The 12,511-nt window shown below is 40.6% G+C and carries 9 protein-coding genes and 1 pseudogene; 2 read left to right on the top strand and 8 right to left on the bottom strand.

Annotated elements, in window-relative coordinates; all coding sequences use genetic code 11:
• Positions 1 to 91: 91 nt before the first annotated feature.
• From ABES02_RS21580 to ABES02_RS21560, 5 genes are all read right to left on the bottom strand, one after another.
• Positions 92 to 697 carry a LysE/ArgO family amino acid transporter gene (locus ABES02_RS21580; protein ID WP_430139479.1) on the bottom strand — a complete coding sequence of 202 codons (606 nt, stop codon included), beginning with the start codon at positions 695 to 697 and terminating at the stop codon, positions 92 to 94.
• A 425-nt stretch (positions 698 to 1,122) separates the two neighbouring features.
• The gene (gene xylB / locus ABES02_RS21575) at positions 1,123 to 2,622 is read right to left on the bottom strand and encodes a xylulokinase (protein ID WP_430139477.1); all 1,500 of its coding nucleotides are present in this window, start codon (positions 2,620 to 2,622) and stop codon (positions 1,123 to 1,125) included.
• A 67-nt stretch (positions 2,623 to 2,689) separates the two neighbouring features.
• Positions 2,690 to 4,021, bottom strand: coding sequence for a xylose isomerase (xylA, locus tag ABES02_RS21570; protein WP_430139475.1), 1,332 nt, complete (start codon positions 4,019 to 4,021; stop codon positions 2,690 to 2,692).
• Between the two features lie 197 nt (positions 4,022 to 4,218).
• Positions 4,219 to 6,369 carry a glycoside hydrolase family 52 protein gene (locus tag ABES02_RS21565; RefSeq protein ID WP_430139473.1) on the bottom strand — a complete coding sequence of 717 codons (2,151 nt, stop codon included), beginning with the start codon at positions 6,367 to 6,369 and terminating at the stop codon, positions 4,219 to 4,221.
• A 37-nt stretch (positions 6,370 to 6,406) separates the two neighbouring features.
• Positions 6,407 to 7,405: a Gfo/Idh/MocA family protein gene (locus ABES02_RS21560; RefSeq protein ID WP_430139471.1), complete on the bottom strand. Its 999-nt coding sequence runs from the start codon at positions 7,403 to 7,405 to the stop codon at positions 6,407 to 6,409.
• A gap of 141 nt (positions 7,406 to 7,546) precedes the next feature.
• Between ABES02_RS21560 and ABES02_RS21555 the strand changes: the two genes are divergently transcribed.
• Together ABES02_RS21555 and ABES02_RS21550 are read left to right on the top strand one after the other, a co-directional pair.
• A complete protein-coding gene (locus tag ABES02_RS21555; RefSeq protein WP_430139481.1) occupies positions 7,547 to 8,698 on the top strand; it encodes an ROK family protein in 1,152 nt (383 codons plus the stop codon).
• Between the two features lie 311 nt (positions 8,699 to 9,009).
• Positions 9,010 to 9,999: a glycoside hydrolase family 43 protein gene (locus ABES02_RS21550; protein ID WP_430139469.1), complete on the top strand. Its 990-nt coding sequence runs from the start codon at positions 9,010 to 9,012 to the stop codon at positions 9,997 to 9,999.
• Between the two features lie 34 nt (positions 10,000 to 10,033).
• Here the strand turns inward: ABES02_RS21550 and ABES02_RS21545 are convergent.
• The 3 genes and pseudogenes from ABES02_RS21545 to ABES02_RS21535 form a co-directional block, all read right to left on the bottom strand.
• Positions 10,034 to 10,123: pseudogene (locus ABES02_RS21545) on the bottom strand (DNA-binding response regulator); the annotation flags it as partial.
• Between the two features lie 188 nt (positions 10,124 to 10,311).
• The gene (locus ABES02_RS21540) at positions 10,312 to 11,544 is read right to left on the bottom strand and encodes an aminopeptidase (RefSeq protein WP_430139467.1); all 1,233 of its coding nucleotides are present in this window, start codon (positions 11,542 to 11,544) and stop codon (positions 10,312 to 10,314) included.
• Positions 11,545 to 11,675: 131 nt separating this feature from the next.
• Positions 11,676 to 12,383 (bottom strand): DNA alkylation repair protein, encoded by a 708-nt coding sequence (locus tag ABES02_RS21535; protein WP_430139465.1) that lies wholly within the window; start codon positions 12,381 to 12,383, stop codon positions 11,676 to 11,678.
• Between the last annotated feature and the right edge of the window lie 128 nt (positions 12,384 to 12,511).

Here is a 12,511-nt window from a genome sequence, read left to right as displayed (position 1 = left end):
TGCCTGGCACACCAATAAAAAGAGGTGGATTTCCACCTCTTTAATTACAGTAATCTGCAGCTACTTTTTAGCTTCAATCCGGAAAAATGCACTATAAACCCCAAAAAGAATATATCCCAAATAAGAAAATAATAAGACCCGACAATCGGTTTATCCATATTAAGATTGGTTTTTTGAGAACTTCCCTAAAAAGTCCCACAACAAAACATAGTAATAGCCACCAAATTCCTGAACCTATAAATACACCTAAAACCAATGTTACCACTGAACCTTCACTAGCTTGAGTGAGTCCTATTCCTGAGAAAATGCCAACAAAAGATAGGATCGTAATAGGGTTTGTCAAAGTAAGGAGAAAGACTGAGGAATAAGCACCAAATAAATGCTGACCTTGCACTCGCGCCGGGTTCTCTGATGCTTCTGATATAGCTATTTTTATTCCTAAATAACAGAGGAAAGCTCCCCCAACTAAATGAAACCAAAACTGTTGTCCTATAAAAAAATTCGTAATAAAGGTCAAACCAAGCCCCGCAATTAGACCGTATACAGCATCCGCACTCGCTGCCCCAACTCCTGACACAATTCCATAAATTCTCCCCTGACTTAACGTTCTTTTAATGACCAGTACACCAATTGGTCCCACAGGAGCAGCAATAGAAAAACCAATTAGTATTCCTTTCAAAAACAAAAAAATCTGCATAGAGTATCCTTCCAAAAAAATACTATTATTTATTGTCGAGTAATAATATGTTACGATATCCTGCTTTACACCACAATAAGAAATGCCGCCAAAATAACAACTATTCGTTAATTCTAGCACCCGTTAGTGAATATGAAGAAAAGGGATTGCTAAAGCAACCCCTTAAAACCAAAACCTCCAGACTTGGAAATCTTACACTGATACAACCAAACATTTTGAAAATGAGTTTTAGTAAAATTAGCTTCTGATTTCTTTCCTAAGATAAAGGAAATTTAAAAAAATCAACTCCAAAACCTCAGAGTTGATTTTTTTATCCTATTTATGGTCGATAATTGCCCAATAAGCTGGTTTTACATTGTAATCAGGATCAAAAACAAATGGTACATAAAGCCCCCAAGCTGGAGCAGCTTGAGTGGCTTCATTTGTTACTTTCTAAATGCCCGTAATTGCTCATTTAGTTCCTTTGTTTGTGAATAAACTTGTTGATAGAGGGTAAATAGTTTCTTGTAAGTTTCCACATTTTCTGGAACAGGGTAATAGGTTTTGGCAGTTTGAATAAATACTTGAGCACATTCTTTTAAGGACGTGTACCAGCCGCAGCCATATGCCGCTAACATAGCCGCTCCCATTCCAGGTCCTTGTTCACTTGTAAGCTTTTCAATTTTTGCATTAAAAATATCTGCCTGCATTTGCAGCCATGTTTCGTTTTTTGCGCCGCCGCCGATCGAAATAATGGAATCAATGGTCTTACCACTGTTTCTAAAGATCTCGATTGATTCATTTAAGGAGAAGGTGATTCCCTCGAGTACAGACCGGGCAAAATGCTTCCGCTCATGTGCTGCATCAATGCCAATAAAGCTTCCGCGAATATTTGAATCTGCATGAGGAGTTCTCTCCCCTACTAAATAAGGAGTGAATAGTAATCCATTGCTTCCTGCCGGTACATCCTCAACACCTTCTAAGAACTGATCAAAGGCTTCAGCGCTGGCGAATGTATCTTTAAACCAGCTTAGACTGTAACCCGCTGCCAGGGTTACCCCCATTGTATAGTAAGCATTTTCTTCGCTGTGATTAAAGTAGTGAACCTTCCCTTCAAAATCCAGGTCATTTCTTTCTTCATAAGAAAGAACGACTCCTGAAGTGCCGATGCTGCATAACGTTTTGCCTTCAAAAAGAATCCCTGAACCAATGGCGCCACAGGCATTATCCGCACCGCCTGCAAATACTTTGGTTACTTCGGATAATCCAGTTGCCTGGGCAAATAGAGCCGTGATGGTCCCAACGAAGGCATGAGATTCTACTAATGGAGGACAGAATTCAGCGGAAAGACCAAATCGTTCCAGAACCTCACTGCTCCATTCACGTTTTGCCACGTTTAGCAGCAAGGTTCCTGACGCATCAGAATATTCCATATGTATATTTCCCGTAATCCGGTAACGAAGATAATCCTTTGGAAGCATAAAAAGACTCGCCCGTTCAAGAATTTCAGGCTCCTCTTGTTTCACCCAAAGAATTTTTGGCAAGGTAAAGCCTTCTAATGCAGGGTTTTTGGTGATATCCAATAATAGCTGTTTGCCAACAACTTCGTAGATTTCCTGACATTGTTTCGTTGTTCTCGTGTCATTCCATAAAATAGCGTTCCGCAGGACTTGATTGTCCTGATCTAATAAGACAAGGCCATGCATCTGCCCCGAGAAGCTGATGCCCTCGATGTCGTTTACATCGCCATCGAATTGCTCGATTAGCTCGGCCAAACCTGCAGTGGTTTTTTCTACCCATTCCTCTGGGTTTTGTTCACTGTAACCCGATTTTTCAATAATAAGAGGATAGGATTTTGATACTTCTTTGCACACTTCGCCATTCTGATTGACCAATAAAATCTTTACAGCACTCGTTCCGAGGTCAACACCAATTACGTATTTCATCTGTATCATCCTTTTCTAAAAAAAGTGCTGGAGTAATGGGCTGCCAGCTCTTTTTTCATAATTATAATTAAACTGTTACACTTGAAAGAGTTTCTAATAAATATTGGTTAATTGAAGCCTTAAGACGTTCTGTTCTTCCTGAAGAATTCTTAATTTCTGTTAATTGCAGGGCATACTCTTCAAGTTCACGGAAGTTGGTTCTTCCTTCTACGATTTCTAGACCGATGCCATTTGTATAACTGCTGTAGCGTTCTTCGATAAAGCTATCGAGTACTTTATCTTCAATTAATTTGTTTGCTACTTTTAGACCGATAGCAAATGCATCCATACCAGCGATGTGTGCATGGAATAGATCTTCTGGTTCAAATGATCCTCTGCGAACCTTTGCGTCGAAGTTCAAGCCGCCTTTTCCTAATCCGCCGTTTTTCAGTATTTCATACATCGCTAGTGTATTTGTATACAAGTCAGTTGGGAATTCATCTGTATCCCAGCCAAGCAGTGTATCACCTTGGTTCGCATCAACCGATCCAAGCATGCCGTTAATACGTGCCGTTCTTAACTCGTGCTCGAAAGTATGGCCAGCAAGTGTAGCGTGATTAGCTTCGATATTAAACTTGAAGTAATCGGTTAAATCATATTTTTGCAAGAACGCAAGGCCAGTGGCCACATCGAAATCGTATTGGTGCTTCGTAGGCTCTTTTGGTTTTGGCTCAATTAAGAATGGAACATTTAAGCCAATTTCTTTGGCATAGTCTACTGCCATATGGAAGAAGCGTGCCAAGTTGTCCTGTTCAAGTTTCATATCTGTGTTAAGAAGAGTTTCATAGCCCTCGCGGCCGCCCCAGAATACATAGTTTTCCGCACCAAGCTCTTTTGCTACCTCTAAGCCTTTTTTCACTTTGGCAGCAGAGTAAGCAAACACGTCTGCATTAGGAGAAGTCGCGGCACCATGAACATAACGAGGGTTCGAGAACATATTCGCCGTGTTCCAAAGCAATTTCGATTTGCTTGTTTTCATATATTCCTTAATCATTGCCACGATAACATCTTGGTTTTCGTTTGTTTCTTTTAACGAGCTTCCTTCAGGTGCAATATCCACATCGTGGAAGGCGAAGAAAGGTACATTTAATTTTTCAAAAAGTTCAAATGCCGCTTCCACACGCGCCTTTGCCAGGTCTAATCCTTTTAAATTGTCCCAAGGACGGATGGCTGTACCCACACCAAAAGGATCAGTACCGTCAGCAGTAAAAGTGTGCCAGTATGCTACGGAGAAACGAAGAATTTCTTCCATGGTTTTGCCGTTTATTTTTTCTTCAGGATTATAGTATTTAAATGACAATGGATTTTTTGATGAAGCGCCTTCAAATTGAATTTTGTTTACCGTTTCGAAATATGCCATGGGTTATGCCTCCTAGTGGTTTTTGGTTTCAGATTAAATATGTAACTGCTTACAAACGACTGCACATCTCTTAATCTGTAACCCTTGTTGAATCAAATTATAGCACTCTAAACTTTGTTTGTCTATTGGATAAACTAAGATTATATAAAATATTTTAAAGGCTGTCTGATTTGGCTGAGACAGCCTTTACCCCTTCATTAAGCCTTTAGTGCGGCCTTATTTAAGGGTGTGGATTTTTTACTCTCTTCAAGCCATAAGATGCTGGTGACTCCACGTGGATAATACTTACTTCCAGCAATTTCACCAGAGATAATTTGATCGCTCCAGCTCCAAACTGATAAAGTTGGGTGTGTCAGCCATGCCAAATGGGCTACATCTGCCTTTGCTCCCTTTTCATCCCACTCCCAGCCAAGAATCTTTCGGGCAATAAACTGAGACAGGTAAATTTTACTTAACCATGAGTTATTGCTTGTAGAGGAAATTTTCCATCCCCCATCTTCAAACAGGCAGACTCCTTCCGTTAATACCGTTTCCAAATGCGTTTTTAAAGCTTTAATATAGGCTCCAAAACGGCCATTAGGATCTAATGCATCCTGGTTATTTGTAAAGTACGGGAAAATTAATCCCTCAATAGCAGGGATGATTTTCGAATCATTTCCTTCCTTGACAACAGCCGGGATATAGCCCCCAGGAGTAACGTGCGAAACAATCGTCGCTGCACATTTGTCCGCTTGAACGCCGGCCTCTTTTGAAAGGCCGTCAAGGCCGTTTTCTCTGAAAATCTTCTCTAATGCTACATACGATGCCCATGTCTTGCCTGCTAGATAAATATTATTTCTTGCCTGTCCAAGCGAAACATCTAAACTATCATAGGTGGTGATTTCTGCTCCGCCCATGACACGTGTTGAATCGAGCCCCATAATTCCATCACGCTTATCTGCTTCAGGATGATCACGATTCAGCATGCTTTCAAAACAGCGGACGAAAATATCCAAATTAACTTCTAACCACTGCTGGTCTCCTGTTTGTTCCACATAAACGGACGCGCATAACACCCAGTTTACTAACTGTTCGTAAGTCATGTGCGAGAAACATCCGTCTAAACCGTACAGTTCATAGGAAGAATAATGTGGCCTGGAAACCGTATTCGCTACCCCCATATCATGGGTAAAACTGATTCCGCCTGGATATTCTTCCTCATCTCCCGGAAAACGAACTTTATCCTCGTAGCTAAAACGGCTTACAAACATATCTAACTCATTTTTCACAGTCCATGGATTCATTTTTAATTCAAAGAAGATTTGGTCAACCGTGAGATCAAAAGTGTTCATCATCCGGTATTCCCCTTCATTTACGACCCAGAAAGGTTCACCAGCGGCATCCAATAATTGCGTGGACCCATAATAACTTCGAATCGAATGAATCATCATAAACTTTTGATCTTCAGACAAATCCTCTTTTTCTACTAATTTATTAGATTGTCTAGCACGATTCGTAAACTCTTCAAAATTTTCTAGTGCATATTCGGCTACCGATTCGATATTACGGAAATATCTGGTGTAAAAATAGGAAGAATCCAATCCAGCCGTCACATATCCGCCTCGGTGGAAACAAATCGCAAAATGATAGGTCCGTGTTTGGCCAGCTGGAACATCCATCACAAGTGCACCAAGCGGTCCTAATCCGAATGTCCAGTTCTCCTCAAATGGCGTTGTTAAAATATTTTCCAAACTAAAGTGCAATGCAGATTTCACTTCAGGATCATTTGTGGTAATCGCGGTCAAACGTCCCTGGCCAATACCAGCAATGCCATCACACTTATCATCTAAACGGCGCATTGAACTGTACGGATCACTCCCTTGGTACCCAAAGAAAGCACGGCGGCTTCTGGCTCCTTTTGTGTTATCAATTGTCAGTTCAGCCCAAACAGCAGGTATTAAAACCTTCTGCAATTCCTCGTCTGTTGCCGATGAAGGTTCCGGGACAGATTGAACTTGAGAATAAATCGTAAAGGTTAAATCGCCAGCCTTCCAAGAGTCTGTTCCTAATTGAAAATCCCGTTGGATTTGTTCCCTCTTGTATGGCAGGATAATCTTCGGTTTATCAGGGTTTGGATCCATATTTTCAATGTCATAGCGCCTGCTTTCATCATCCGCCACCTCAAAGAACGGAAGGGCATTGTATATGCCTTCTTGTTCTAAAGATTCCACACCTACGTAGACATTTTTCCGCGGTGAACGGCCCAGCTCTAAATCCAAACCGCCTCCGTTTCCATAGAACCCCAGCGTAAAGCTTGAAAATGCCCCGATTGGTGAATGATGTGCATTGAAAAACATATTCTTAACCAATTTAATCACCTGCTCTCCAAAAATTTTCTATATTAATTTACTTTTTAACTAACGTTACAACCGTTCTGCTTTCAATCGATTGGTAACAAGAGTCAATCACACGCATATTTTGAAGCGTATTTTCGGCTGAATAAGAAGGTTGATTGCCTTGTAAAATCGCTTGTGAAAAACGGTTGATTTGCATTTTATATTGGTCACCGTTAACACATTCAGAGCGATTTCCCTGGTCCGATTGAATATAAATTCTTCCAACATTACCGGCCACATCAGGACGGTAGGCAGCAGGTACCGTAATCCTGCCCTTTGTTCCAACAATTTCATATTCCTGTCTAAAAGACATATCAAAACTGCAATCAAACACACTGTTTACTCCATTTTCCAGCTTCATATAGACAATCGCGGATCGATCGATTCCCGTTTGAGGATCAAGTTCGGCAAATGCTTCCACTCTGACAGGTTCAGATCCCGTGATGCTGCGAATAGCATGGATGCAGTAACAGCCGATATCATAAATACTGCCGCCGCCCATTTCCTGGTTCATCCGGATATTGGATTCCCTATCATTTAAGAAATAAGAAAAACCGGCCCGCATAAACTTGATCTCGCCAATTTCACCCGATGATATTATTTCTCGAACTCTAGTATGTTGAGGATGAAATTGATACATAAATGCTTCCATGAATTTCACATTATTCTCGCGGCAGCAGTCCACCATTTCTTTTGTCTCCTCAGCGGTTAAGGCAGCAGGTTTTTCGACAAGGACGTGCTTCCCATGCATGGCTGCTTCGATCACCCATTGCTTATGTAAATGATTAGGAAGCGGAATGTAAACGGCTTCAATTTCTTCATTCATAAGTAACTTTTTATAGGAATCATAATAATAAGGGATTGAAAATCTGTCCGCAATATCCTTTGCTTTGTCACCCCTGCTGGCAATCGCCGCTAGTTCACCATAGTCTGAGCGTAAAATCGCTGGAATCACCTGTGTTTGAGCGATATCTGCCGTGCTTATGACTCCCCATTGAACCCTTTTCAACTATCTCCCTCCTCGCAATGTTTGTACATTCAATAAACTAAGTTGATTATAACATCTAATTGTTTGTTTGTATATCCAATAAACTAAGTTTATGATAAAATATATCTACTACCAAATAAGGAGTTTATAATAGTGGAAACAATGACCTGGAATCAACAAGTTGTGAAAAAAAATAATAAAGCACTTGTATTGCAATTAATAATGGGAAAAGAACCGATTTCAAGAGCGGACATCGCCCAAGTATCCGGCTTACATAAGGCAACCGTTTCTTCTTTAGTAAATGAACTATTAGAGGAAGAGCTTTTATATGAATCAGGCCCTGGTGAATCAAGCGGCGGCAGGCGCCCTGTTATACTTCATTTTAATAAAGTTGCCGGATATGCGATCGGGATTGATATCGGAGTTAACTATGTGCTATGTGTATTGACAGATTTAAAGGGCAATATTCTGATCGAAAAAAATCAATCAGTTAACCAAACCCTTTATTCAGATATCATGAGCATTGTGAAGAAAATGATTCAATCTCTTATGGATCAGATGCCTAGCAGCAGATATGGCATTGTAGGTATCGGTGTAGGTGTGCCTGGGATTGTAAACAAAGAAGGTTCCGTGCTTCTCGCTCCTAACTTGGGATGGAAAAACATTCCGTTAAAAATGGATCTCGAGCAGTTATACCAGGTTCCTGTCATTATTGAAAATGAGGCCAATGCAGGGGCTTTTGGTGAACAACAGTTTGGTGCAGGTCAAGACTATCAAAACATTATTTACATTAGTGGTGGAATTGGTATCGGTGTAGGGATTATTTTAAACAAAGTGTTATATCAAGGCAGAGATGGATTTTCAGGTGAAATGGGGCATATGATCATTGATCTCAATGGAAAGCGATGTAACTGTGGCAGCAAAGGATGCTGGGAAGCATACGCATCTGAATCTGCCCTGCTGAAGACGGCTGGCCAAAACACGGATACTCTTGAGTCATTAATAAACCGGGCAGGGCATGGTGATGAAGCAGCAAAGGCTCTTTTTGCAGACATCGGCCGATATCTTGGGTATGGTATTAATAACATTATTAATACGTTTAACCCTGACCAAGTGATCATTGGAAACCGATTAGCATTAGCTAAGGAATGGATTGAGCAGCCAATCCGAACGACTATTAAGAATCATACACTCTCACATCATCTAAATGAATTACGATTGGATTTTTGCAAGCTTGAAAAACATTCTACCGTGCTAGGTGTATCAGCTTTTGTTGTCGAGAACTTTATAAAAGAAGAATCCAAAACTTCATAACTGTCCTGATGTCACCCTCCCTGCGTTTAAAAGAAGGCAGGGAGGGTTCTTATTAATGCTGTTTTCGAAAAAATGTCTTTTTTAAAAATGCTCTATGTGGACAACTTCTGTTTTCTTTTGACTATTTTTGTCCGCATGAAGACGAGCTTGGATTCACCGAACCTGTTCTATTCCATCTCTATGTCGTCAATTCACTGTAAATAGTTTATTAAAAACTCCAACAAAAAAGTTAGTTGAATGGATATACAAAGTTCACGAGCTTCAGTTATAATAAATTTGTAAGTAACTATTCTGGATAATGGAGAGATATTATGGAAAGAAACTCAAAACCGAATAAGCCTTTAGTTACCCACATCTTTACGGCAGACCCATCTGCACATGTCTTTGAAGGTAAGCTTTATATTTACCCTTCTCATGACCTTGATCATGATGGGACTTCAAACGATAATGGCGACCAATATGCAATGGAAGATTACCATGTTTTATCCATGGATGATGTAGACGCACCCTGTGTAGACCACGGAGAAGCTCTTCATTTAAGAGATATTACTTGGGCAAGCAAACAGCTTTGGGCTCCTGACACAGCATACAAAAATAACACGTATTATCTATACTTCCCGGCAAGAGATACAGATGGCATTTTCCGAATTGGTGTCGCAACAAGCCCGAATCCTGCAGGACCTTTTACACCAGAGGAAAATTACATACCAGGCAGCTTCAGTATTGACCCGGCTGTGTTAGTCGATGATGATGAAAGAGCCTATGTTTATTTTGGCGGCCTATGGGGAGGACAGCTGGAAAAATGGCAAACAGGAACGTTTACCCCAGAAGCCGAAGGTCCAGCTCCTACAGAACCGGCATTGGGGCCAAGAGTAGCTGAATTAAGCGATGATATGCTGACTTTTAAAAGCGAACCGCAGGAAATCTCCATTGTGGATGAACACGGAAATCCGATTCTTGCTAGTGACGAAGACCGGAGATATTTCGAAGGACCATGGGTTCATAAATACAATGGTCTTTACTATCTTTCCTATTCTACGGGGACAACTCATAAAATTGTTTATGCAGTAAGTGAAAATCCACAAGGTCCATTTGTGTTCAAAGGAACGATCCTCACACCTGTTATTGGCTGGACCACCCATCATTCTATTGTCCAGTTTAAGGATAAGTGGTATTTGTTTTATCACGATTGCTCGTTATCAGATGGCGTCGACCATAAACGTTCAGTAAAATATACTGAACTGAAATATAACGATGACGGAACGATTCAAACGATAGACCCTTATGGGGAAAATAATTAAATGAACGGCTGGCTTCATTTGCTGAAGCCAGCTAGATAATCGGTACCTTGGAACAAGCGCGTATTTGCTGGCACCAGTAGTATCCATCAAAAACCGGAAGATTAATATCTAATAGAACGAGGTGTGTTCAAATTCCGTTAGCACCTAGTCAAAATGGGTCACTTCTACCACATCATATTGCCACTTTTTCAATGTATCAGCGACAATCCGCCTGATGAAAGACAACTAAGAGAGAAGGTAAAGGAATATCCGCCAGAAAACCAAAATTCTTATGGACCATAAAGAACACAAAAAGTCACCAATGGTGACTTTTTAAAATGCCCAGTTTCCATTTCGAAAAATGGGTTCGACTCTTCCGTCAGGAAGCATCCCGTCAATATCCATTTCACTTGAGCCAATCATAAAATCTACATGTGTCAAACTTTCATTCAACCCGATGTTCCTAAGTTCATCTTTTGACATCGATTTTCCTTCTTCTAAACAAAACGGAAATCCTTCGCCGATTGCTAAGTGATTTGACGCATTTTCATCAAAAAGCGTGTTATAAAAAATCGTGTTTGACTGTGAAATTGGCGAACGGTGCGGAACGAGAGCTATTTCCCCAAGATACCGACTACCTTCATCTGTTTCAATTAATTGTTTAAGCGTGTCGTACCCGTTTTCACAGGTAAAATCTACGACTTTACCTTCTTTAAATGTTAAGCTAAAGTTCTCGATTAGTTTTCCAGCGTAACTTAACGGCTTTGTACTAGTAACGGTGCCGTTTACGCCGTATTTATTAGGAGAAGTGAACACCTCTTCTGTAGGCATATTCGCAATAAATAGTGTCCCTTTTTCATTATGATTTCCTGCACTCACCCATTTATGTTTTTCTGGCAGTTCGACGGTTAAATCGGTGCCAGGGGCGCGGTAATGGAGGGATTTGTATTTTCGGGAATTTAAATAATTAGCTTTACTATCAAGATCTGCTATATGTTCTTTCCATGCACCAATGGTATCCTCATGGTCGATTCTCGTCGCAGAAAAAATAGCATCCCACAGGGCATTGATTCGTTCCGTTTTGTCAATATTCGGGAACACTTTATCTGCCCAATCCTGACAAGGATAGGCGACAATCGTCCAGGCAATTTTATCATTCAGCATATAAGTCCGAAACTTATTAAGTGCTGTACCTGATGCTTTATTAAAATTCGAGATACGCTCTGGATCAATTCCATTTAATAAATCTGGGTTTCTTGAATCAATCATGATAAATGCAGCATTCTTTTCAGCTAGCTCTTCACGCTGCATAACACGGTATGCTGGGAAATCGGTAAAAACCTCATCGGATGCCGATTCATATTTCATTCGGGTTAAAGCGTCATCATTCCATTCATAAATTACCTCGCTTGCCCCGAGTTCATAAGCTCTTTTGGTTATTAATTTAACAAACTCGTAACTTTCGATAGAAGCAGATATAAATAAAATTTGCCCCTTTTGAACATTTGCCCCGATTTCAACTGCCAGAGCAGCATATTTCTTTAATTTTTCTTGAAAAGTTCTCATATCATTTCCCCTTTGATCATATATAGATAATTCTACCATTTCCCTGAGAGAAAGAACCAGAGGGACGGTTCTCACGGTTTTTGATTGTGGTTAATGTCATTCACTAAAACCATCCCTTGGCTTCAATTATGCTAACACCTGACATATTTGCGTTTGAAACCAAGCCTCCCTCTTTCTATTTCCTTTTGAATAGTATCGGAAGCAAGCAGAACACTGCTTTTTTTCTTTTCCCGCTTGATTTCGACTGGTCCTACTGCCTTTGCGGTTTCAACCGCCTTATCATGGAGTGGCAAATAGTGAATCCCAACTGAGTAAATAAAATTATTCATAGCGGATTTTGTTCGATCAGGAGAATGGTGTATCGTATTTTCTACCTGATCAAGCATACTAGAAATCTTGCTTGCACTAAATTCACTATCCTTACGATTACCCAAAAGCCAGCAATAGCAGCTCCAGCCTGCGGACATTCTAAGTTCTTCACCGCTTGCAATCCATTTATCCGCAACATCTTGCGCAATATTGGTTTCAGACAAAGTGACGGCAACCACATAATCGGACAGCATGTAAAAATACGCAGCATCGATCCAACGGTCAAAATCTGCCTCCGTCATTGCCATTGGGTCCGCAATGACGCCGGCAAAATACATGGCATCGTAGTTCCCGGTGGCGTAAAGCTCTTCCGCTAAAGGCTGATTTTTCTTGATTTTCTTTGCCATCGGCTTCATTGCACCGGTAGCCACGCCAAAAACCGGCTCGTGTGCACCATTGCTTATGTACATCTTTTTCATTCGTTCCTTGCCGAGTGCTTCCAGTTCCTGCATGACTGATTGGAAATCCATCTTTTTGCACTTCCTTCATTTATAATTATCCTTATTCCATTATAACCATCTAGCCCATACTCTTTATCAAGCAATGCAAAACTTGATGTAAAAAATCAGGTATCGCTAACCATTCCAGTGAAAATACA

The organism is Neobacillus pocheonensis (genome assembly GCF_050477905.1).
Lineage (GTDB): Bacteria > Bacillota > Bacilli > Bacillales > Cytobacillaceae > Neobacillus > Neobacillus pocheonensis_A.
Note: the sequence above shows the minus strand (reverse complement) of the source record. Positions and strands in the feature narration are given on the sequence as shown.